General features: G+C 71.9%; 17 protein-coding genes and 1 pseudogene. 8 read left to right on the top strand and 10 right to left on the bottom strand.

Going from position 1 to position 21,642, the window contains the following annotated elements; translation table 11 throughout:
* Positions 1–10: 10 nt before the first annotated feature.
* Complete coding sequence (locus ACGFYY_RS19510; RefSeq protein WP_393710836.1) at positions 11–1,465, bottom strand: WGR domain-containing protein; 1,455 nt, start codon at positions 1,463–1,465, stop codon at positions 11–13.
* A 93-nt stretch (positions 1,466–1,558) separates the two neighbouring features.
* On the opposite strand from ACGFYY_RS19510, the gene ACGFYY_RS19505 reads away from it, so the two are divergent.
* A complete protein-coding gene (locus ACGFYY_RS19505) occupies positions 1,559–2,197 on the top strand; it encodes a uridine kinase (protein WP_393710834.1) in 639 nt (212 codons plus the stop codon).
* Between the two features lie 147 nt (positions 2,198–2,344).
* On the opposite strand, the gene ACGFYY_RS19500 is transcribed toward ACGFYY_RS19505, so the two are convergent.
* Positions 2,345–3,244, bottom strand: a complete 900-nt coding sequence (locus ACGFYY_RS19500; RefSeq protein ID WP_393710832.1) for a carbohydrate kinase family protein — start codon at positions 3,242–3,244, stop codon at positions 2,345–2,347.
* Entirely contained in the window at positions 3,241–4,173 is a 933-nt protein-coding gene (locus tag ACGFYY_RS19495; RefSeq protein ID WP_365275729.1) for a pseudouridine-5'-phosphate glycosidase, read from the bottom strand. The genes ACGFYY_RS19500 and ACGFYY_RS19495 overlap by 4 nt, the downstream gene beginning before the upstream one ends.
* 82 nt (positions 4,174–4,255) lie before the next feature.
* Here ACGFYY_RS19495 and ACGFYY_RS19490 point away from each other — a divergent pair.
* Both ACGFYY_RS19490 and ACGFYY_RS19485 read left to right on the top strand, forming a co-directional pair.
* A pseudogene (locus tag ACGFYY_RS19490) lies at positions 4,256–4,773 on the top strand (class I SAM-dependent methyltransferase); the annotation flags it as partial.
* Positions 4,774–4,915: 142 nt separating this feature from the next.
* The gene (locus tag ACGFYY_RS19485) at positions 4,916–5,296 is read left to right on the top strand and encodes a cupin domain-containing protein (protein WP_393710829.1); all 381 of its coding nucleotides are present in this window, start codon (positions 4,916–4,918) and stop codon (positions 5,294–5,296) included.
* Here the strand turns inward: ACGFYY_RS19485 and ACGFYY_RS19480 are convergent.
* The 3 genes from ACGFYY_RS19480 to ACGFYY_RS19470 all read right to left on the bottom strand — a co-directional run bounded on the left by ACGFYY_RS19480 (position 5,286) and on the right by ACGFYY_RS19470 (position 8,410).
* Positions 5,286–6,494 carry an MFS transporter gene (locus tag ACGFYY_RS19480; protein WP_393710926.1) on the bottom strand — a complete coding sequence of 403 codons (1,209 nt, stop codon included), beginning with the start codon at positions 6,492–6,494 and terminating at the stop codon, positions 5,286–5,288. The genes ACGFYY_RS19485 and ACGFYY_RS19480 overlap by 11 nt on opposite strands.
* Before the next feature lie 304 nt (positions 6,495–6,798).
* Positions 6,799–7,371 carry a methylated-DNA--[protein]-cysteine S-methyltransferase gene (locus tag ACGFYY_RS19475; RefSeq protein WP_030762420.1) on the bottom strand — a complete coding sequence of 191 codons (573 nt, stop codon included), beginning with the start codon at positions 7,369–7,371 and terminating at the stop codon, positions 6,799–6,801.
* Between the two features lie 97 nt (positions 7,372–7,468).
* Positions 7,469–8,410, bottom strand: coding sequence for a glycerophosphodiester phosphodiesterase (locus ACGFYY_RS19470; protein ID WP_393710827.1), 942 nt, complete (start codon positions 8,408–8,410; stop codon positions 7,469–7,471).
* 234 nt (positions 8,411–8,644) lie between these two features.
* On the opposite strand from ACGFYY_RS19470, the gene uvrB reads away from it, so the two are divergent.
* The 4 genes from uvrB to ACGFYY_RS19450 all read left to right on the top strand — a co-directional run bounded on the left by uvrB (position 8,645) and on the right by ACGFYY_RS19450 (position 14,686).
* The gene (gene uvrB, locus ACGFYY_RS19465; RefSeq protein ID WP_393710825.1) at positions 8,645–10,801 is read left to right on the top strand and encodes an excinuclease ABC subunit UvrB; all 2,157 of its coding nucleotides are present in this window, start codon (positions 8,645–8,647) and stop codon (positions 10,799–10,801) included.
* 87 nt (positions 10,802–10,888) lie between these two features.
* Positions 10,889–11,467 (top strand): TerD family protein, encoded by a 579-nt coding sequence (locus ACGFYY_RS19460; RefSeq protein ID WP_365275718.1) that lies wholly within the window; start codon positions 10,889–10,891, stop codon positions 11,465–11,467.
* Between the two features lie 43 nt (positions 11,468–11,510).
* Positions 11,511–13,463 (top strand): TerD family protein, encoded by a 1,953-nt coding sequence (locus ACGFYY_RS19455; protein WP_393710823.1) that lies wholly within the window; start codon positions 11,511–11,513, stop codon positions 13,461–13,463.
* 239 nt (positions 13,464–13,702) lie between these two features.
* On the top strand, positions 13,703–14,686 hold the full coding sequence (locus tag ACGFYY_RS19450; protein WP_393710821.1) for a TerC family protein: 984 nt from the start codon (positions 13,703–13,705) through the stop codon (positions 14,684–14,686).
* 54 nt (positions 14,687–14,740) lie between these two features.
* Here the strand turns inward: ACGFYY_RS19450 and ACGFYY_RS19445 are convergent, their stop codons facing one another.
* The 3 genes from ACGFYY_RS19445 to ACGFYY_RS19435 form a co-directional block, all read right to left on the bottom strand.
* A complete protein-coding gene (locus ACGFYY_RS19445) occupies positions 14,741–16,057 on the bottom strand; it encodes an MFS transporter (RefSeq protein WP_393710924.1) in 1,317 nt (438 codons plus the stop codon).
* A 231-nt stretch (positions 16,058–16,288) separates the two neighbouring features.
* Positions 16,289–16,945 carry an MBL fold metallo-hydrolase gene (locus ACGFYY_RS19440; RefSeq protein WP_386048728.1) on the bottom strand — a complete coding sequence of 219 codons (657 nt, stop codon included), beginning with the start codon at positions 16,943–16,945 and terminating at the stop codon, positions 16,289–16,291.
* 9 nt (positions 16,946–16,954) lie between these two features.
* Positions 16,955–17,656, bottom strand: coding sequence for a maleylpyruvate isomerase family mycothiol-dependent enzyme (locus ACGFYY_RS19435; protein ID WP_393710818.1), 702 nt, complete (start codon positions 17,654–17,656; stop codon positions 16,955–16,957).
* Positions 17,657–17,842: 186 nt separating this feature from the next.
* On the opposite strand from ACGFYY_RS19435, the gene uvrA reads away from it, so the two are divergent.
* Positions 17,843–20,854: an excinuclease ABC subunit UvrA gene (gene uvrA / locus ACGFYY_RS19430; RefSeq protein ID WP_393710816.1), complete on the top strand. Its 3,012-nt coding sequence runs from the start codon at positions 17,843–17,845 to the stop codon at positions 20,852–20,854.
* Between the two features lie 95 nt (positions 20,855–20,949).
* On the opposite strand, the gene ACGFYY_RS19425 is transcribed toward uvrA, so the two are convergent.
* Complete coding sequence (locus ACGFYY_RS19425) at positions 20,950–21,600, bottom strand: NAD(P)-dependent oxidoreductase (RefSeq protein WP_393710922.1); 651 nt, start codon at positions 21,598–21,600, stop codon at positions 20,950–20,952.
* Positions 21,601–21,642: the final 42 nt, after the last annotated feature.

Here is a 21,642-nt window from a genome sequence, read left to right as displayed (position 1 = left end):
CGGCGGGGGCTCACACCAGTCGGCGTATCTCCCCGCGGACCCGGTAGAAGCCGCCCGAGGCCGCGTGCAACCCGTCCACCACGTACCGGGCGCCCGCCTCCCGTATCCCGCGCGGGAACTGCACGTTCCACGTGGGTTCGAAGCCGCCCGACACCACCTGCACCCGGATCCGGCCACCCTGCTGCACGCACTCCACCACCACGCCGCCCGCCGGGTCGGCGGTCACCGCCGCCATCGAGACCGTCGCCACCGCCGAGGCCGACGCGGCCGGTGTGAACACCGGGAGCGCGGCCGCCGACTTCACGTCCTTCGGCGCGGGCACCGAACCCTGCTGGGCCGCCGCGATCGCCTGCTCGGTGGCGTCCACGCAGACCAGCGACCCGTCGGTGGTCACGAGGTACAGCCGCTCGTCCAGGTACTGCATGGACAGGGCCGATCCGCCGCCCGTCCCCAGCTTCCACAGGCGCCGGCCGTCCGCGTCGAAGCAGTAGACCGAGGAGGAGGAGTCGCCCGCGAAGACGTGCCGTCCGTCGGGCGAGGTCGCGCACGAGTACACCGCCGCGTCGCAGGCGTAGGAGGCCTCCACCGCCCCCGTCGCCTTCGAGAGCCGCTGCACGGTGTTGCGGGCCGTCCCCGCGTACACCGCGTGGTCCTCCTGCCAGCCGAACAGCACCCCGCCAGGGGTCTTGGTGTGCCACAACTGCCCGGTGCCGTCCGCCGCGTACGCCGTCACACCGCCGCTGTGCCCGTGGAAGACCGCCCGCTCGTCGGCCCGGACCATCCAGGCGCCGTGGCCGCCGGACTTCCGTGACCACTGGTGCTCGTCCTCGTGGTCGATGACGGTCAGGCCGCCGTTCGCGTCGGACACGTTCAGCACGCCCTCGTGGATGTCCAGCCAGTAGATGTCCACGTCCGCGGCGATCGCGTAGGCCCCGAAGGGCACCTTCGACGACAGGTCGTACACCGTGCCGTCGTCACAGCCCGCGTATATCCAGAACTCGTCCGCCACCAGGCACTTCACCCCGTCCGGCAGCGAATACCGGGCCAACACCTCGCCGCCGTGGCTCAGGTTGTAGACGTCGCCCGCCTGGTTGCCGACCCAGCAGCGGTCCTCGTCCACGTGGATTCCGAAGGCCGACGAACCGGTCCGGAAGCGCCACAGCACCGGGGCCACCGCACGCGCCGTCGAAGGCGCCGAGGTCACCTGGCGGCGGGTCACCGACCGGGCGGCGCGCTGCCCCCGTACCGCCGGGGCGTACCCCTTGCGCACCTTCTCCCCGACCTTCTTCGCGGCGGCCGCCCGGGCCTTCTCGACGCTCGGGAACGCGGAGGTCTGCAACTGGCCGTCCGCACCGATGCGCCCGTACCGCACGGACACGGCCGTGCCGTCGACGGTCACCTCGTAGAACTTGTGCGCCGCGCCGTCGTCCTGCGACAGCTCCAGATACGTCGTCTCCCGAGCCATGACAAACCTCTCCCCAAAGGCAGCGCCGCCGGCTCCCTTTCGGCCGGTGATCCCTCGTGAAAAACGCTACGGCCCACCACTGACAATGGGCCCGTGCAGTGGGAAGCGATCACATGGCAGCGGATGGCCGAGCGGCTCGCCGGTCACCTCGACGACGTTCATGAGCGGGACGGTTGGCAGCGGGTGGGCATCGACGGCGCCCCCGCCGCCGGTACCGGCGTCCTCGCCGGTGAAGTGGCCGAAGCAGTGCGGCAACGCGGACGCCCGTCCCTGGTGGTGTCGACCGAGGGATTCCTGCGGCCGGCCTCCCTCCGCTTCGAGTTCGGCCGGCAGGACGTGGACTCCTACCTCGGCGGTTGGTACGACACGGCCGCGCTCTGGCGGGAGGTCTTCGGCCCGACCGACCCCGGGGGCACCGGCCGGGTACTGCCGGACCTCTGGGACCCGGTGACCGACCGGGCGACCCGCAGCCCGTACGTCGAACTCCCGCCCGGCGGCGTGCTGCTGGTGCACGGCCCGCTGCTGCTGGGCCACTGGTTCCCCTTCGACCTGAGCGTCCACATCCGGCTCTCCGCCGGCGCGCTCGCCCGCCGCACCGAGGAGTCCGCGCGCTGGACGTTGCCCGCCTTCACGCGCTACGAGGCCGACACCGACCCGGCGTCGGCCGCCGACGCGGTGGTCCGGGCCGACGACCCCCGACACCCCGCGTGGACCGGCATCCGGAGCCGCTGACGGGTCGGGCCCGGACGGAGTGAACGGAGCGGACGGAGGACGAACGGGACGGGCCGGGATCGGGCGGGACGGCCCCGTCGGCCCGCCATCCCAGGCCCGACATCCCCAGGCCCGGCACCAGGCCCCACATCCCTACGGTCGACGTCCCTACGGCCGACCGCCCTGCCGGGTCACCGCCAGGGCCGCGGCCCGGCATCCCGCCCGGGCCGCCTCCGCCGGGTCCGCGCCGTCCAGTCGGGCCGCGAGGAAGCCCCCGGTGAAGGCGTCTCCCGCGCCGGTGGAGTCCACCGCCTCCACCGGCTCCGCCTCGACCTCGGCGGTCACCCGGCCGCGTTCGGCGATCAGCGCCCCGGCCGCGCCCCGGGTCATCACCACCAGCGGCACCCGCCGACTGAGCTCCGTCGCCGCCCGGGCCACCCCCGTCGGCTCCGGCAGCCCGGCCAGCAGCCGGGCCTCGTCCTCGTTCGGCAGCAGCACGTCCACCCCCGCCACGGCGTCCAGGAAGCGTTGCGGCCCGAGACCGGTCAGGAATCCGGCCGAGGCGGGGTCCACGCTCACCGACACCCCCCGCGTCCGGGCCGCCCGCAGCGCGACCATGGCGAGCTCCCGGCTGCTGTCGGCGAAGAACAGATAACCGGACAGGTGCAGATGGGCCGCCCCGTCCAGCAAGGAGGGGGTCCAGTCGGCGGGGCACAGGCGCAGCGAGGCCCCGCTGTCGGTCAGGAACGTCCGCTCCGCGTCCTTGCCGACCAGCGCCACCACCGTCCCGGTCGGCTCCTGGGCGTCGATCACCAACCGCGGCCGGACCCCCGCGTCCACGAGCGCCCGCTCGTGCCAGCGCGCCGACTCGGCACCCACCCGCGCCAGGAGCCGTACCTCCGCGGTCCCCGTACGGGCCGCCCAGCAGGCCGCGTTGGCCCCGGCCCCGCCCGGCAGCGTCCGGATCCGGGCAGCCGTGTCGGTGGCCGGAGCCAGCGGCTCCGGATGTATGGCCACCACGTCCGTCACCACGTCCCCGACGACGAGCAACGCCCCCGGCCCGGTCATGCCCGCGCCGCCCAGGCCCCCGCGATCCGGGCGCCGAGCCGCACGTTGCCGCGTACCGCCGCCAGGTTCGCCTCCAGCGAGGCCCCGCCCGTCGCCCGTACCAGGAACCCCAGCAGGAACGGTGTCACCGCCTGCCCCGTGATCCCGCGCTCGCGGCACTCGGCGAGCGCCTCCGCCAGCACCCGATCGTGCAGCTCCGGATCCAGTTGCTCCTCCCGCGCCACCGGATTGGCCACCAGCAGCGCCGAGTCGGCACCGCCCAGCGCGTCCTGGGCGGCCATCACCGCCGCGACCTCCTCGGGCCCATGCACCGTCCAGTCCACCGGCTCGCCCGAGTCGGCCAGGTAGAACCCGGGGAAGCGGTCCGTCCCGTAGCCGAGCACCCCCACGCCGAGCGTCTCCAGCCGCTGGAGCGTGCCGGGCACGTCCAGGATCGATTTCACCCCCGCGCACACCACGGTGATCCGCGTCCGTGCCAGCAGCGACAGGTCCGCCGACTCGTCCTGCGTCCGTGCCCATTCCCGGTGTACGCCGCCCAGTCCGCCCGTGGCGAAGACCCGTAGGCCCGCCCGGGCCGCGAGGAAGGCGGTCGCGGACACCGTCGTCGCCCCGGTCGCCCCCGTCGCCAGCGCGGGCGCCAGATCCCGGTGGCCGAGCTTGCGTACGCCCTCGCCGCCAGCGATCCGCTCCAGCTGCGCCTTGTCCAGGCCCGCGTACGCCACCCCGTCCACGACCGCGATCGTCGCCGGAACCGCACCCTCCGCGCGGACCACGGCCTCCAGTTCGAGGCCCACCGTCAGGTTGCGGGGGCGGGGCAGGCCATGGGCGATGATCGTCGACTCCAGGGCCACCACGGGCTTCCCCCGGGCGAGCGCCTCACGTACCTCCGCCGACAGGACCGGGATCTCAGATGCTCTGTGCTGTGACATGTCCCCATCCATGGCACGGGATTGACGCCCCCAAACTCTCTCCCGCCACACCCGTCCCAACCTGTCCGAGTAGCGTTCCTCCATGGACCCATGCGGCTTCTACGACGAGTTCTACGACGAGCCGGCCGACCGCTACGACCTCGTCCACGCGGACTGGGAGGCGAGCGTCACCCGCCAGGGCCGGGCCCTCGACACCCTGCTCACCGCCGCGTCGGGACCCGGCCCGCGCGCGGTGCTCGACAACGCCTGCGGCATCGGAACCCAGGCACTGGGCCTCGCGGCGCTCGGCCACCGGGTCACCGGGACCGACCTCAGCCCCGTCTCCGTGGCCCGCGCCGCCCGCGAGGCCGGCAGGCACTCGCTCACCCTGCCCGTCGCGGCCGCCGACATGCGGGCCCTGCCCTTCGCCGACGCCTCCTTCGACGCCGTGGTCTGCGCCGACAACGCCCGCCGCACCTGCTGACCGCCCAGGACGTGGGCGCGGCCCTGGCCGAAACCCAGCGGGTGCTGCGCCCCGGCGGACGGCTGCTGCTCTCCACCCGCCCGTACGGGGAGCTGCGCCGGGCACGGCCGCGGAGCGAGGCCCCGCACGTCCACCAGCCGGTACTCGCCGCCCGGCGCCCGGCCGCGCCATGACGGACGCCCGGCGCGACGGCGCTGGACAGGGTGACTCGTCGGACGGGCCGTTGCTGGACGCTGTGGTCACCGCGCCGTGCGGTGGGCCGCACTAGGCTGGCGCGCCATGAGCACCAGTGATCACTCCGCCGCCCCCGGTCCCGCCCCGGCCTCCTTCTCCGTCTCCGTCGCGGACGTCGAACTGGAGGCGGACGACCTCGACCCCGGTCAGATCGTCTCCGGCGAGCCCGTCGTGACGGGCAAGGTGCTGTGGGAGTCGGCGGACGGCAAGCAGGTGCGCGGGATCTGGCAGATCACCCCCGGAGTCGTCACCGACGTCGAGGCGAACGAGCTCTTCGTGGTGGTCAGCGGCCGCGCCACCGTCGAGGTCGAGGGCGGCGCGACGCTGGAGGTCGGCCCCGGCTCCGCCTGCGTGCTCCGCGAGGGCGACCGGACCACCTGGACCGTGCACGAGACGCTGCGCAAGGCCTACCACATCAGCTACTGACCCCGTCCTTCGCGGGCACGGGGTGGCGGCGTGCCGTGAACAGCGCGAGCGCCGCCATCGGCAGCAGCAGCGCGGCCCCGACGGCGTTCAGCCAGCCGTAGCCCGCGCCCGACATGATCAGCCCGGCGGCCGCTCCGCCCAGACCGGCGGCCGCGTTCATCGTGAGGTCGCTCAGCCCCTGCACGGCGGCCCGCGCGGGCTGCGGCACCGAGTCCGTCAGCAGGGCAGAGCCCGACACCATCCCGGCGGACCAGCCGAGGCCGAGCAGGAAGAGCCCGAGCGCGCTGCGCCCGTGGCTGGGCCCGGCCGTGCCGGCGAGCAGCGCGGCGACCGACAGCAGGCCCGCGGCCAGCCCGATCACGGAGAGCCGGCCGAGCCGGTCGGCGAGCCAGCCCATCACGGGGGAGAAGGCGAACATGCCCGCGATATGACCGCTGATCACCAGCCCGATGAGCTCGAGGCCGGCCCCGTGGTGGCTCAGGTCCATCGGGGTCATCACCATGATCGAGACCATGGTGGTGTGCGACACGGCGACCGTGAGCAGGGCGAGTCGGGCCCGCGGCGAGGCCTTCACGGCGGCGAATCCGGCCCGCAGCGAGCGTCCTTCGCGGGTCTGCTCCTCGGGCGCGGCGAGCGCCCGGGCCGTCAGCAACGGGTCGGGGCGCAGGAGTACGCCGATCAGCGTGCCGGTGAGCAGGAAGACGGCGGCGGCCCAGACGAACGGGCCGGCCGTCTCGGGTATCGCGGTACCGGCGAAGCTACGGCTGGCCGGCGCGGACAGGTTCGGCCCGAGCACGGCGCCGACGGTCGAGGCCCACACCACGACCGAGATGGCCCGCGCGCGGTGGTCCGGGGCGGCGAGGTCCGCGGCGGCGAACCGGGCCTGCAGGTTGGCCGAGGAGGCGGCGCCGAAGGCGGCCATGCCGAGCAGCAGCAGCGGGAAGCTCCGGATCGTGGCGGCGAGCACGACCAGGCCCGCGCCGGCGGCGCCGATCAGGTAGGCCAGGACCAGGCCGGGGCGGCGGCCGCGCGCGTTCATCAGCGCGGCGAGCGGCAGCGAGACGACGGCGGTGCCGATCACCGCGGCCGTGGAAGCGACGCCGGACAGCGCCTCGGTGCCGCTGACCTCGGTGGCGAGTACGGGGGCCAGGGCGATGCTGATCGGTACGCCGAGGCCGCCGAGGACCTGGCCGGCCATGAGGACCCGGGAGGTGCGACGCTGCAGCCGGGCCAGCTCGGGCGGGCCGATCGGCCGCACGGGCCGGTCGGTGCCGGGCGCGGCGGTCACGGCGTGGACCGGTTTCGCGGGTGCGGGACACGGGGCGCGGGGGACGCGGGGAGGCCGGGTGCGGCGGCGGGAGTACTCACCGCCGCAGTGTGCCGGCCCTTACCGCGCGACGGAACCGGATAGGAGCCGGGCCGGGAGTGCGCCGGGCTCCCGCCGGTCCCGAGGCCGCTCGACGGGCCGGCCCGCGGGACAGGTCCGCAGGTCAGGGTCCCGCTCAGAAGAGCGGCTGCGGAAGCACGCCCTCCAGCGCGAGCAGTTGCCGTTTCGTCTCCACGCCGCCGCCGAATCCCCCGATGCCCCCGTCGTTCTCCACGACGCGGTGGCAGGCCACCACCAGGGGCAGCGGGTTCGACCCCATGGCGTTGCCCACGGCCTGGGCGGCGCCCGGCTGTCCGACGCGGGCGGCCAGCTCCCCGTAACCGACGACCGATCCGTAGGGCACGGAGCGGTCCAGCTCCAGGAGCACCTGTCGGTTGAAGCCGGAGCTCAGACGCCAGTCCAGCGGCAGCTCGAAGCGCCGCAGCGACCCCTCGAAGTACGCGGTGAGCTGGCGTATCGGCTCGGCCAGCAGTACTTCCTCGCCCGGCGCGGGACGCCGGGCGTCGGCGCCGAGCCGGGAGACGAGCGGGCCGATCATCCTGTCGACCCGGTCCGGCTCGGCATGGAACTCGACCCGGACCAGCCCCTCCGGGGTCGCGGCCAGGAGCAGGGGCCCGCCGAGGACACCGTCGCCGGCGACGACGGTCCATTCGAGGTGCGGCCCGCGGGGCCGCTCGGTGCTGTCCACGCGTCCACCGTACGACCACCGACCGACACGGCGGTCAGGGTTGTGGATGTCGGCCACATCGCGCGCGTGCCCGCCCGCCGGCCGCACGCAGGCCCGATCAGAATCCGCCGACCGCGTCCCGGACCACGTCCGGGGCGTTGGTGATGATCCCGTCCACCCCCATGTCCTGCACCTTCCGGGCGGTGGCCGCGTCGTCCACGATCCAGGTGTCCACCTCCATCGCCCTGCCGTGCGCGCCGAGCAGGCCGTGCACGGCCGAGACCCAGTCGGCGGAGATCGTCGTGTGCCACGGGTTGATGCGGTCGGTGAACTCCGCGTAGCGCGGCAGGTCCGCCACGGTGGGGGTGCCGAGGAAGGCCGTCACCAGGTCCGGGCGCAGGCCGTGCACGACGCGCACGGAGTCGGCGCTGAAGCTCTGCACCACCAGGCGCCTGGTGACGTGCCGCTCGTCGAGCCAGCCGGCCTCGTCCAGCACCTGCAGGGTCTGCGCCTCGATCCCGGGGTAGAGCTCCGGCTTCTTGATCTCCAGCAGCAGCTTCTGCTGGTTGCGCTGGACCCGGTCGATGTACTGCCGCAGGGTCGGTACGGAGGCCCCCGTGTACTCGTCGCCGAACCAGCTGCCCGCGTCCAGCTGGGCGATCTCGGCCGCGGTGAAGTCCCCGACCTTCCAGGGCGCCCGGTTCGGGAACCGCTGCTCGACGTCGGTGGTCCGGGCCAGGGTGTCGTCGTGGATCACCACCAGCACGCCGTCCTTCGTGCGCTGCACGTCGTTCTCGACCCAGTCGAAGCCCATCTGCATCGCGAGGTCGATCGCGTCGAGGGTGTTCTCCGGGGCGTAGGCGGAGGCCCCCCGGTGGGCGTACACGACGGGGCCGCCCAGCGCGGCCCGGCCGGCGCCGGTGCCGGTGCCGGTGCCGGTTCCGGGCCCGGTCGCGGATCCGGGATCGGTGGCGGCGTACGAGGCCGTCCCGCCCAGCAGGGTGAGGGTGAAGCCCAGGAATGCGGCGGCGGCGGCCGCGGCGGCGGGTCGGACGTACATGTGCGTTCTCCTCGGGTCGTGAGCCCTGTTCCTGCGTCAGACGGGTGCGGAGCGGCAGACGTTGTGGCGATGCACTTCACCGCGATCATGGGGTTGAAGATCACTGAGCCGCCACCGAACTACGACAAACGGACCAGAACGAATGACGGCGGGCCGGGCGGCCGGGAGGGGCCGGAGCGCGCCGCCGGCCCGCGGGGGCGCGTGAGTGTCAGTGGGGGGTCGTACGGTTGACCCATGCGGCCCGTATCGAAGATCGAACGCACGGTGGCGCCTTTCGAGGTCGTCAGCCCCTACCAGCCCAGCGGCGACCAGCCGGCGGCCATCGCCGAGCTGGAGAAGCGCATCCGTGCAGGTGAGAAGGACGTCGTCCTGCTGGGTGCGACCGGCACCGGCAAGTCGGCGACCACGGCCTGGATGATCGAGAAGCTCCAGCGCCCCACCTTGGTCATGGCGCCGAACAAGACGCTCGCCGCCCAGCTGGCGAACGAGTTCCGCGAGCTCCTGCCGAACAACGCCGTCGAGTACTTCGTCTCGTACTACGACTACTACCAGCCCGAGGCCTACGTTCCGCAGTCGGACACGTACATCGAGAAGGACTCCTCGATCAACGAGGAGGTGGAGCGGCTGCGCCACTCCGCGACCAACTCGCTGCTGACCCGGCGGGACGTGATCGTCGTCGCCTCCGTGTCCTGCATCTACGGCCTCGGTACCCCGCAGGAGTACGTCGACCGGATGGTCTCCCTCAAGGTGGGGGAGGAGGTCGACCGGGACCAGTTGCTGCGCCGCTTCGTGGACATCCAGTACACCCGCAACGACGTCGCCTTCACCCGTGGCACCTTCCGGGTGCGCGGCGACACGATCGAGATCTTCCCGGTCTACGAGGAACTGGCCGTCCGGATCGAAATGTTCGGCGACGAGATCGAGGCCCTCTCCACCCTCCACCCGCTGACCGGCGAGGTCATCAGCGAGGACCGCGAGCTGTACGTCTTCCCCGCCAGCCACTACGTCGCCGGCCCCGAGCGCATGGAGAAGGCGGTCCGCGGCATCGAGGCCGAGCTGACAGAGCGCCTCGCCGAGCTGGAGAAGCAGGGCAAGATGCTGGAGGCGCAGCGGCTGCGCATGCGCACGACCTACGACCTGGAGATGATGCGCCAGATCGGGTCCTGCTCCGGCATCGAGAACTACTCGCTGCACATGGACGACCGCGAGCGCGGCTCCGCGCCCAACACCCTCATCGACTACTTCCCGGAGGACTTCCTCCTGGTCATCGACGAGTCGCACGTCACCGTGCCGCAGATCGGCGCCATGTACGAGGGCGACGCCTCCCGCAAGCGCACCCTCGTCGACCACGGCTTCCGACTGCCGTCCGCCCTGGACAACCGGCCGCTGAAGTGGGAGGAGTTCCAGGAGCGCATCGGGCAGACCGTCTACCTGTCGGCGACCCCCGGAAAGTACGAGCTCTCGCGCGGCGACGGCTTCGTCGAACAGATCATCCGCCCCACCGGCCTCATCGACCCCGAGGTCGTGGTCAAGCCCACCGAGGGGCAGATCGACGACCTGGTCCACGAGATCCGGCAGCGGGTCGAGAAGGACGAGCGGATCCTCGTCACCACCCTCACCAAGAAGATGGCCGAGGACCTCACGGACTACTTCCTGGAGCTCGGGATCCAGGTCCGGTACCTGCACAGCGACGTGGACACCCTGCGCCGCATCGAGCTGCTGCGCGAGCTGCGCGCCGGCGAATACGACGTCCTGGTCGGCATCAACCTGCTCCGCGAGGGCCTCGACCTGCCCGAGGTGTCCCTGGTGGCGATCCTCGACGCCGACAAGGAAGGCTTCCTGCGCTCCGGGACCTCCCTGATCCAGACCATCGGCCGGGCCGCGCGCAACGTGTCCGGCCAGGTCCACATGTACGCGGACAAGATGACCCCGGCGATGGAGAAGGCCATCGACGAGACCAACCGGCGCCGCGAGAAGCAGATCGCCTACAACACGGCCAACGGGATCGACCCGCAGCCGCTGCGCAAGAAGATCAACGACATCGTCGCCACCATCGCCCGCGAGGAACTGGACACCGAGGAGCTGCTCGGCACCGGATACCGGCAGGCGAAGGAGGGCAAGGGCGCCAAGGCGCCGGTGCCGGCGCTCGGCGGCCGGGCCACCGCGACCAAGACGGGCGGAAAGGGTGCGAAGGGCGCCAAGGGGGCAGCCGGCGCCGAGGTGCTCACCGACCGGCCCGCGGCCGAACTGGCCGCGCTCATCGAGCAGATGACCGAGCGCATGCGCGGGGCGGCCGCCGAGCTGCAGTTCGAGGTCGCGGCCCGGATCCGGGACGAGGTGGGCGAGCTGAAGAAGGAGTTGCGGCAGATGAAGGAAGCGGGCCTCGCCTGACCGGGAGCCGGTCAGTAGGGTTGGGTCACAGCCGCAGGTACACGCTGCACGCTCGTCATGGGGCGGGCCAGGGAGAGGGGACAGTACGTGACGGTCAACATGACCAAGGGTCAGGCCATCAGTCTGCAGAAGGCGGACGGAGGCACGCTGACCGCGGTCCGTATGGGCCTGGGCTGGCAGGCGGCGAAGCGCCGCGGGCTGTTCGGCTCGCGCACCCGGGAGATCGACCTCGACGCCTCGGCGGTGCTCTTCGCCGACAAGCAGCCCGTCGACGTGGTCTTCTTCCGGCACCTGCAGAGCGACGACGGCTCGGTGCGTCACACCGGCGACAACCTCGTCGGCGGCGTCGGCCAGGGCGGGGACGACGAGGCGATCCTCGTCGACCTCCAGCGCGTGCCCGTGCACATCGACCAGATCGTCTTCACGGTGAACTCCTTCACCGGCCAGACGTTCCAGGAGGTGCAGAACGCGTTCTGCCGCATCGTCGACGAGACCAACGGCCAGGAGCTGGCCCGCTACACCCTCGACGGCGGCGGTCAGTACACCGCCCAGATCATGGCCAAGGTGTCCCGCGTGGGTACCGGCTGGCAGATGACGGCCCTCGGGAACCCGGCCAACGGCCGCACCTTCCAGGACCTCATGCCGGCGATCCTGCCGCACCTGTAGCACTACCGGACAAGAGAAGAAGGCACGGGGGAGGGGCTGCACGATGACGGCCGAACTGGTCCGGGGGCAGAACCACCCCGTGTCCCAGAGCCGGGTGGAGATCAGGGTCTCGGCGGGCACGCCCGTGCTCGCCCTGGCCTCGCTCGCCGACGAACAGGGCCGGTTCTCCGGCAACGGGATACTCGCCCACCCGGGGGCGAGGTCCCTGCCCGGCGTCGAGTCGCCGGGCGAGCTCGCCGACCGGCACACCTTCGCCGTCGACCTCGACGAGGTCGCGGCGGACGTCCACCGGCTCGGCGTCCTGCTCGTCCTACCGCCCGGCGGCCCGGTCCGCTTCGGCGCGGTTCCGGCCTCCTACGTGGCCGTGGCCGACCCGGAGGGAGCCGAGCTCGCCGGATACACCCTGACGGGGCTCGACGCCGAGACCGCCGTCGTCGCCCTGGAGCTGTACCGGCGCCAGGGCGCCTGGAAGGTCCGCGCCGTGGGCCAGGGCTACGCCGAGGGACTCGGTGCCCTGCTCGCCGACGGCGGGCTGCCCGCACCTGCGGCCGCGGAGCTGGCCTCCGTCGCGCTGGGCACGATTCCGCGCACCGCGGGGGCCGACGCCACCCTCGCCACCATGCCGACCCTCGTCGGCGACCTCCGCGCCCCGCAGACCCCGGCGCAGGCTCCCGCGCCCACCCCCGAACCGCCGGACCCGGTCCCCGTCTCCGGGCATCCGTACGCCGGTGCGCCCGGGCCCGGCGACACCCCGGCCTCCCCGCCCACCATCAGCTACGCCCACCCGCGGCGCCGCCGCACCAGCACCGAGCCGCCCGAGCCCGCGCCGCGGGCCGCCGCCCCGCAGGAGCCGGGCCAGGCGCCGCGGCCCGTCGCCGGGGACGCCAGTGGCTGGTCCATGGAGGAGCGGCTCTACAACCAGGTCTGGGGGATGTTCGAGGACCTGGCCCGCACGGTCGCCGCCTACCGCAGCGCCGTCGAGTTCGCCGACTCCCGCATGGACCGCGAGCTCGACGAGGCCCTGTCCGACCCGCGCCACCGTCTCGGCGGCTCCGGGAACGCCGCCCGCGACACCGCGCGGGCCCGCCGCGAGGAGCTCGTCGCCCAGGCCCAGGCCGTCCTCGACCGGGACCTGGCCCAGCTGATCGCCGAGTCGGAGGTCGTCGAGCCCGCGCTGCCGGCCGCGTACGCCCGCTGGGACAACCCCGTCTGGCACGGCCACCGCACGCCCGAGGAGAGCCCGCTGGCCCTGCGCCTGGGCGACCTCCACCTGCCCGAGCGACCCGACCTGCGCATCCCGATGCTGAGTCGGCTCCCGCTGGAGCGCGGGCTCTGGATCGACAACGGCCGTACCGGCTCCGAGGCCGCGATGACCATGGACACCGACCGGCTGCGCCGGGCCGCCATGGACATGGCCGTCGCCCTGGCGGTCCGGCTGCTCGCCGTCCATCCGGCCGACCGGTTCTCCGTCCACGTCATCGACGCGGCCGGGGCCGGAACCGCCTCCCTGGCGCCGCTGGTGCGCGCCGGGGTACTGGCCGGGCCGCCCGCCGCCGGGGCCACCGGGGTCACCCAGACCCTGGCGGGGCTGACCCGGCGGGTGGACCTCGTACAGATGGCGCTGCGGGCCGGCGCCCCCGAGGACCTGCCGCCGGACGTGGACACGGCCGACCAGCTGCTGATCGTGCACGACTTCCCGCACGGCTTCGACGACCGAGCCGTCACCCAGCTTCGCTACCTCGCCGACGAGGGCGCGGCGGTCGGCGTGCACCTGCTCATGGTCGCGGACCGGGACGAGGCCTCGGCCTACGGGCCACTGCTCGACCCGCTGTGGCGCTCCCTGATGCGGCTCTCGCCGGTGCCGGACAACCACCTCGCCGACCCCTGGGTCCATCACGCCTGGACCTTCGAACCGGACCTGCCCCCGCAGGGCAGCAGGGTCCTCGACCAGGCACTGGACCGGGTGGCGGAGGCCCGGCGCACTACCCGTCCGTGACCATTCCTTGGGACTCTCTTTACCTAAAGCGTTTCCGACGGGTATGCTCGTGTGTGCGGAGGGGAGTATTCCTGCTTTCCTGCTACGGCGTACCCGTCAATACGGACCACTTCGACTGAACGGACGAAGTCGGTCCCGGGGCGTCGGCCCACGGCCTCCAGGCCTCCTGGGTGGAAGAGACCTCCGGCAGCGATGACGCTGACGAAGTGCTGAGCCATCCGCCGGAGGCGTGTTTCACCATGGAAGTTTCCTGGGCCCTTTGGGCGCTGACCATTCTCGGTCTCTCCCTTCTGATCGGCGCCGATTTCTTCATCGGCCGCAAACCGCACGACGTGTCCATCAAGGAAGCGGGCACCTGGACGATCATCTGGATCGTCCTCGCCGGACTCTTCGGCCTCGGCCTCTGGTTCTTCGGGAACGGCCAGGCCTCCCAGGAGTTCTTCGCGGGCTTCATCACCGAGAAGTCCCTGAGCGTCGACAACCTCTTCGTCTTCGTCCTGATCATGGCGAAGTTCGCGGTGCCCTCCCACCTCCAGCAGCGGGTGCTGCTCGTGGGCGTACTCATCGCACTCGTCCTCCGCGCGATCTTCATCGCGGCCGGCGCCGCGATCATCGCGAGCTTCTCCTGGGTCTTCTACATCTTCGGCGCGTTCCTGATCTACACCGCGTGGAAGCTGATCCAGGAGGCCCGCAAGGACGAGGAGGACGAGGAGTTCGAGGAGAACCGCCTCCTGAAGTCCGTCGAGAAGAAGTTCGGTGTCGCCGACCGGTACCACGGCACCAAGCTCTTCATCCAGAACAACGGCAAGCGCGTGCTGACCCCGCTCATGGTCGTCATGCTCGCCATCGGCACCACCGACGTGCTGTTCGCCCTGGACTCGATCCCCGCGATCTTCGGCCTGACCCAGGACCCGTACATCGTCTTCACGGCCAACGCCTTCGCCCTGATGGGTCTGCGTCAGCTGTACTTCCTCATCGGCGGCCTGCTGAAGAAGCTGGTCCACCTCAGCTACGGCCTGTCGATCATCCTCGGCTTCATCGGCGTCAAGCTGGTGCTGCACGCCCTGCACGAGAACGGCGTCCATGTCCCGGTGATCTCGATCCCGGTCTCCCTCGGCGTCATCTGCGGTGTCCTGGTCATCACCACGATCACCAGCCTGATGGCCTCGAAGAAGCAGGCGGCGGCCGAGGCCGCCGCCCGCCCGGAGAACGTCGACGCGTAACGGGATCCGGACCCGCGGACCCGCGGACCCGCGGGGATCCACAGGTCTACGGATCTACACGGGGGCGGCCGCTTCGGCCGCCCCCGTTTCCTTCGCCCGGACCGCGACCGCCCGCTTCTCCACGGCCGCCGGACCGGTCTCCGGCAGCAGGGCGAAACAGACCAGGCTGACCAGGGCGATCCCGGTCAGGTACAGGGCGACGCCCCACGGCGGACCCGAACCCTCCGCCAGCGCCGTCGCCACGATCGGGGTCAGCGCCCCGCCCAGCACACCGCCCAGGTTGTAACCGACGGCCGCGCCCGTGCAGCGGATCCGCGGCGCGTACAGCTCGGGCAGGTACGCGGCCACCACCGAGAACATCGTCACCATGCCGACCAGCGCACCGACGAAGCCCACCGTCATCAGCAGCGGATCGGCCGTCCGCAACAGCGCCACCAGCGGGAACATCCACACCGCGCAGATCGCGCACCCGATCAGGCACAGCGGCCGCCGCCCGTAGCGGTCACCGAGCACCGCGATCAGGGGGGTCACCAACCCCTTGATCGCGACCGCGACCATGACGCAGGTCAGCATCGTCGTCCGGCCCACCGAGAGGTGCTCGGTCGCGTAGGCGAGGGACCAGGTGGTGACCGCGTAGAAGACGGCGTACCCGACGGCGAGCGCCCCGCCGGTCAGCAGGAGCAGCCGCCAGTGGCCCCGGAACACCTCCGTCAGCGGGGCCTCGGCCCGCCGGTCCGTCGCGGCGAGCGCCCGGAACTGCGGGGTCTCCTCCACCGAGCGGCGCAGCCACAGCCCGGCCAGCGCCAGCACCCCGGCCGCCCAGAACGGCACCCGCCACCCCCATGCGGTGAACTGGGCGTCGGTCAGCGACGCGGACAGCCCCAGCATCAGCCCGTTGGCGAGCAGGAAGCCGACCGCCGGCCCCATCTGCGGGAAGCTCGACCACAGGCCGCGCCGCCGCTCGGGGGCGTGCTCGGCGGTCAGCAGCACGGCGCCGCCCCACTCCCCGCCCAGCCCGAGGCCCTGGAGGAAGCGCAGCAGGAGGAGGAGTACGGGCGCGGCCATGCCGATCGAGCCGTACGAGGGCACGCAGCCGACGGCCACCGTGGCGAGGCCCGTCAGCAGCAGGGAGGCGAGCAGCACCGGGCGTCGGCCGTAGCGGTCGCCGATGTGGCCGAAGACCGCCGAACCGAGCGGGCGGGCCAGGAAGCCGACGCCGAAGGTGCCGAAGGCGGCGAGGGTTCCGGCGAGCGGGGAGAAGGACGGGAAGAAGAGCGGGCCGAGCACGAGGGCGGCGGCCGTCCCGTACACGAAGAAGTCGTAGAACTCGATCGCGGTCCCGGCGAGCGAGGCCGTGGCCAGCCGCAGCATGCCGGGCCCGGCGGAGCCGTCGGCTTCCGCGGGCGGCGGCTCGGGCGGGCTCGCGCGCGGGATGGTGGGGGAAGGGGCGCGGGAGGCCTCGGGGGCGGAGGAGGCCGGTGGCGGGGACGGGTCGTGTGGCATGCCGCACCAGATACCCGTTCCCCGCCCCTCGGGGGAGGAGTTCGGCCCCAAGCGACCGGAAGGAGTGCGTCGCGTCCAGAAGTTGACGCGTTGCCGTGCCTACCAGCCGCGCTCGCGCCATTCGGCCAGGTGCGGGCGCTCGGCGCCGAGGGTGGTGTCGTTGCCGTGGCCCGGGTAGACCCAGGTCTCGTCCGACAGCTGCTCGAACAGCTTGTGCTCGACGTCGTCGAGCAGGCTGGTGAAGGCCTTCGGGTCGTCGTGCGTGTTGCCGACGCCTCCCGGGAAGAGGCAGTCACCGGTGAACACGTGCGCGTGCCCGTGCGGGTCGTCGTAGACCAGGGCGATCGAGCCGGGGGTGTGGCCGACCAGGTGGCGGGCGGTCAGGCTGACCCGTCCGACCGTGACCGTGTCCCCGTCGGCGACGAGTACGTCGGTCGCCACCGGGATGCCCTCGGCGTCGAGGGCGCCCGCGTAGGTGCGCGCACCGGTCGCCTCGACCACCTCGGCGAGCGCGCCCCAGTGGTCACCGTGCCGGTGCGTGGTGACCACGGACGTGATGCCGTCGTCGCCGATCAGGCTGAGCAGGGTGCCCGCCTCGGCGGCCGCGTCGATGAGCAGCTGCTCGTCGGTGGCGCGGCAGCGCAGCAGGTAGGCGTTGTTGTTCATCGAGCCCACCGCGACCTTGGAAATCATCAGGTCCGCGAGTTCGTGCACGTCGGCGGGACCGCCGACCTTGACCTCTCCGGTGTACGTCATGTCCTGATCCTAGAGCGGGGGGAGTTCGGGCAGGCCGTCGCCCGCCAGGACGGCGAGGTGGGCGCCCTGCAGGCCGCGCCCGGCGAGCCAGCCGAGCAGCTCGTCGCGCGGACCGCCCAGGGTGACGGGAGTGCCCTCGGTGCCGCCGGTGTGCCAGGTGGGCCCCGTGCCGTCGTAGCCGAGCCACAGGGTGACCGGCGGGACGTCCGGGCGCCCCGCCCAGCGGTCGGCGAGGAAGGCGATCTCGCGGTCGGTGAACTCGTCCGACAGGTCGGAGAGCTCGTAGCCGATGTTGAGGTCGACGTGGTGCAGATCGACCTCGATCCAGCGGCGGAAGGGCACGTTGGCGGCGAGGTCGGTGACGCCGTTGCGCAGCTCGACCGTGCGGGACCAGTCCTGGTCGTGCTCGGTGGTGGCCATGAAGCGCGCCGTGGAATCACGGAGGTCCGCCAGGTGTTCTTCCAGAGGTCGGCCGGCGTCGCGCTCGATGTCCGTGTCGCGGGCGGTGGCGCTCTCGTACATGGGGCGGCCCTCGAAGACGTTGACGAGGGCGTCGGCGTTGCGTGCGAGGTGGGCCAGGATGTGGCCGCGGGTCCAGCCCGGGAGGTGTGACTCCTCGGCGAGGGCCGCGTTGTCCAGTTTCGCGACAGCGGTCAGCAGTCGGTCCGTGGCTTCACGTACAGATCGCAGGTCGTGCACATGATCGGTCATGGCGGCGAGCCTAGTGGCTCACCCGGCCCGGCCACACGATGGGGTGAAGCGGTCTGCGGAGTGCCGTAAATCGAATGTGCGTGCTATACGCTCGGAAGTCCAAGGACCCAGTCCATCGCAGAGGCGCCCCCCATACCCTGGGACGGGGGCCCGTGCCCCGCTCTCTCAAGAAAGGTGCGGACCGGCGTGACCGACCGTCTCATCGTTCGTGGCGCTCGCGAGCACAACCTGAAGAACGTCTCGCTCGACCTGCCCCGCGACTCACTCATCGTCTTCACCGGACTCTCCGGGTCGGGCAAGTCCTCCCTGGCCTTCGACACGATCTTCGCCGAGGGTCAGCGCCGCTACGTCGAGTCGCTCTCGTCGTACGCCCGTCAGTTCCTCGGGCAGATGGACAAGCCCGACGTCGACTTCATCGAGGGCCTCTCCCCGGCCGTCTCGATCGACCAGAAGTCGACCTCGCGCAACCCGCGCTCGACCGTGGGCACCATCACCGAGGTCTACGACTACCTCCGTCTGCTCTTCGCCCGCATCGGCAAGCCGCACTGCCCCGAGTGTCGCCGCCCCATCTCGCGCCAGTCGCCGCAGGCCATCGTCGACAAGGTGCTCGCGCTTCCCGAGGGCAGCCGCTTCCAGGTGCTCTCGCCGCTGGTGCGCGAGCGCAAGGGCGAGTTCGTCGACCTCTTCTCCGACCTCCAGACCAAGGGCTACAGCCGGGCCCGGGTGGACGGGGAGACCATCCAGCTCTCCGAGCCGCCCACGCTGAAGAAGCAGGAGAAGCACACCATCGAGGTGGTCATCGACCGCCTCACCGTCAAGGAGAGCGCAAAGCGCCGGCTCACCGACTCCGTGGAGACCGCCCTCGGCCTCTCCGGCGGCATGGTGATCCTGGACTTCGTCGACCTCGCCGAGGACGACCCCGAGCGTGAGCGGATGTACTCCGAGCACCTCTACTGCCCGTACGACGACCTGTCCTTCGAGGAGCTGGAGCCGCGCTCCTTCTCCTTCAACTCGCCCTTCGGCGCCTGCCCCGAGTGCACGGGTATCGGTACGCGCATGGAGGTGGACCCGGAGCTGATCATTCCGGACGAGGACAAGTCCCTGGACGAGGGTGCGGTCTCGCCGTGGTCGCTCGGCCACACCAAGGACTACTTCCAGCGGCTGATCGGCGCGCTCGCCCAGGAGCTGGGCTTCCGCACCGACATCGCCTGGGCCGGGCTGCCGGCACGGGCGAAGAAGGCCCTGCTGTACGGCCACAAGACGCAGATCGAGGTCCGCTACCGCAACCGGTACGGGCGGGAGCGGGCGTACACGACGGCCTTCGAGGGCGCCGTGCCGTTCGTCAAGCGGCGGCACGCGGAGTCGGAGAGCGACGCGAGCCGCGAGCGCTTCGAGGGCTACATGCGCGAGGTGCCCTGCCCGACCTGTGAGGGCACCCGCCTCAAGCCGATCGTGCTCGCCGTGACGGTGATGGAGAAGTCCATCGCCGAGGTCGCGGCCATGTCGATCAGCGAGTGCGCGGACTTCCTGGGGCGGATGCGTCTCGACGCCCGCGACAAGAAGATCGCCGAGCGGGTCCTCAAGGAGGTCAACGAGCGGCTCCGCTTCCTCGTGGACGTCGGTCTCGACTACCTCTCGCTCAACCGGGCCGCCGGCACGCTGTCGGGCGGCGAGGCCCAGCGCATCCGGCTCGCCACCCAGATCGGCTCCGGTCTGGTCGGCGTGCTCTACGTGCTGGACGAGCCGTCCATCGGTCTGCACCAGCGGGACAACCACCGGCTGATCGAGACCCTGGTGCGGCTGCGGGACATGGGTAACACGCTCATCGTGGTCGAGCACGACGAGGACACCATCAAGGTGGCCGACTGGGTCGTGGACATCGGTCCGGGCGCGGGCGAGCACGGCGGCAAGGTGGTCCACAGCGGCTCGCTGAAGGAACTGCTGAAGAACACCGAGTCGATGACCGGGCAGTACCTCTCGGGCAAGAAGTCCATCGAGATCCCGGACATCCGCCGGCCCGTGAACGGGGAGCGCAAGCTGACCGTCCACGGCGCCAAGGAGAACAACCTGCGGGACATCGACGTGTCCTTCCCGCTGGGTGTGCTGACGGCCGTGACCGGTGTCTCGGGCTCCGGCAAGTCCACGCTGGTCAACGACATCCTCTACACGCACCTGGCGCGCGAGCTGAACGGCGCCCGCTCGGTGCCGGGCCGGCACACGCGGGTCGACGGCGACGACCTCGTCGACAAGGTCGTGCACGTCGACCAGTCGCCGATCGGCCGCACCCCGCGGTCCAACCCGGCCACGTACACGGGCGTCTTCGACCACGTCCGCAAGCTGTTCGCCGAGACGATGGAGGCGAAGGTGCGCGGCTATCTGCCGGGCCGCTTCTCCTTCAACGTGAAGGGCGGCCGGTGCGAGAACTGCGCCGGTGACGGCACGATCAAGATCGAGATGAACTTCCTGCCGGACGTCTACGTCCCGTGCGAGGTCTGCCACGGCGACCGGTACAACCGGGAGACGCTGGAGGTCCACTACAAGGGCAAGTCCATCGCGGAAGTCCTGAACATGCCGATCGAGGAGGCGCTGAGCTTCTTCGAGGCGGTGCCGACCATCTCGCGTCACCTCAAGACCCTCAACGAGGTCGGGCTGGGCTACGTCCGCCTCGGCCAGTCCGCGCCGACCCTGTCGGGTGGTGAGGCGCAGCGCGTGAAGCTCGCCTCCGAGCTCCAGAAGCGTTCCACGGGCCGGACGGTCTACGTGCTGGACGAGCCGACCACCGGTCTGCACTTCGAGGACATCTCGAAGCTGATCAAGGTGCTCTCCGGGCTGGTGGACAAGGGGAACTCGGTGATCGTCATCGAGCACAACCTGGACGTCATCAAGACCGCCGACTGGGTCATCGACATGGGCCCGGAGGGCGGCTACGGCGGCGGTCTGGTGGTGGCCGAGGGCACGCCGGAGGCGGTGGCCTCGGTGGGTGCCAGCCACACGGGCAAGTTCCTGCGGGACATCCTGGGCGCGGACCGGGTCTCCGACGCCGGTGCCTCCCCGGTGCGGGCCGCGGCGAAGAAGGCTCCGGCCAAGAAGGCGCCCGCGAAGAAGGCCCCGGCGAAGAAGGCCGTGGTCACCAAGGCCGCCACCGCGAAGAAGGCGGCCCCGGCGAAGAAGGCGACGTCCCGGGCGCCCAAGGCGTAGTCGCCACTCGGCGTTCGGGTTCACGCACGACGGAAGGGTCCGGCCCGTGGCCGGGCCCTTCCGCGTCCTCGCGGGCGGACGCGGAAGGGCGTCCCTCAGGTGGCGACACCCACCGCGCGGCGCGTGCAGGTCGGATCCGTCAGGGCGGCCAGGAGGGCGTCCGCGACATCCGCGCGGGGGATGACGCTGCCGCCGGGCACGTTGGCGCCGATGACGCGGCGGTAGCGGCCCGTGTGCGGCTTGTCCCGGAGCCTCGGCGGCCGGACCACCGTCCACTCGGTCCGGCCCGCCGCCACCGCCGCCTCCATGACCGCGAGATCCGCGTACACGTCGCGCAGCAGTCGGCGCAGCAGCGGGTAGAGCACGGCGCGGGTGAGGAGGCCCTCGCCGTCGGGCAGTGGGCCGACCGGCGCGGCGCTCACGACCGACAGTCGGCGTACGCCCGCACGGTCCATGGCCGAGCTGATCGCGCTCAGCGCCGGGCCCGCGACGGGAGCCGTGCGGGCCTGCTTGTTGCTCGCCGACCCGAGTGCGGAGACCACCGCGTCCTGTCCGTCGATCACGGACGACACCGCTTGCGGGTCGGTCACGTCGGCCACGGTGGCCACCCGCAGCCGTTCGTGCGCGGGCACCGGCAGCCGCGCCGGATCCCGTACCACCGCGGTCACCTCGTGTCCCGCGTCGAGTGCTTGCCGGACGACCTCGCGGCCGACGCCGCCCGAGGCTCCGAACACCGTGATCTTCATCGTCATACCCCCACGACGAGAGGTGGGTGAGCATTCACTCAC

It is taken from the genome of Streptomyces sp. NPDC048331, assembly GCF_043201215.1.
In the GTDB taxonomy this organism is placed as follows: Bacteria; Actinomycetota; Actinomycetes; order Streptomycetales; family Streptomycetaceae; genus Streptomyces.
This window is presented reverse-complemented; position numbering and strand designations above follow the sequence as displayed.

Coding starts and splice junctions, on each gene's coding strand:
- ACGFYY_RS19470 (WP_393710827.1), bottom strand. CDS start 8,410: ATGTACGTCCGACCCGCCGCCGCGGCCGCCGCCGCCGCATTCCTGGGC.
- ACGFYY_RS19510 (WP_393710836.1), bottom strand. CDS start 1,465: ATGGCTCGGGAGACGACGTATCTGGAGCTGTCGCAGGACGACGGCGCG.
- ACGFYY_RS19440 (WP_386048728.1), bottom strand. CDS start 16,945: ATGACGTACACCGGAGAGGTCAAGGTCGGCGGTCCCGCCGACGTGCAC.
- ACGFYY_RS19455 (WP_393710823.1), top strand. CDS start 11,511: ATGACGGCCGAACTGGTCCGGGGGCAGAACCACCCCGTGTCCCAGAGC.
- ACGFYY_RS19450 (WP_393710821.1), top strand. CDS start 13,703: ATGGAAGTTTCCTGGGCCCTTTGGGCGCTGACCATTCTCGGTCTCTCC.
- ACGFYY_RS19500 (WP_393710832.1), bottom strand. CDS start 3,244: ATGACCGGGCCGGGGGCGTTGCTCGTCGTCGGGGACGTGGTGACGGAC.
- ACGFYY_RS19480 (WP_393710926.1), bottom strand. CDS start 6,494: ATGGCCGGCCAGGTCCTCGGCGGCCTCGGCGTACCGATCAGCATCGCC.
- ACGFYY_RS19435 (WP_393710818.1), bottom strand. CDS start 17,656: ATGACCGATCATGTGCACGACCTGCGATCTGTACGTGAAGCCACGGAC.
- ACGFYY_RS19445 (WP_393710924.1), bottom strand. CDS start 16,057: ATGCTGCGGCTGGCCACGGCCTCGCTCGCCGGGACCGCGATCGAGTTC.
- uvrB (WP_393710825.1), top strand. CDS start 8,645: ATGCGGCCCGTATCGAAGATCGAACGCACGGTGGCGCCTTTCGAGGTC.
- ACGFYY_RS19495 (WP_365275729.1), bottom strand. CDS start 4,173: ATGTCACAGCACAGAGCATCTGAGATCCCGGTCCTGTCGGCGGAGGTA.
- ACGFYY_RS19425 (WP_393710922.1), bottom strand. CDS start 21,600: ATGAAGATCACGGTGTTCGGAGCCTCGGGCGGCGTCGGCCGCGAGGTC.
- ACGFYY_RS19485 (WP_393710829.1), top strand. CDS start 4,916: ATGAGCACCAGTGATCACTCCGCCGCCCCCGGTCCCGCCCCGGCCTCC.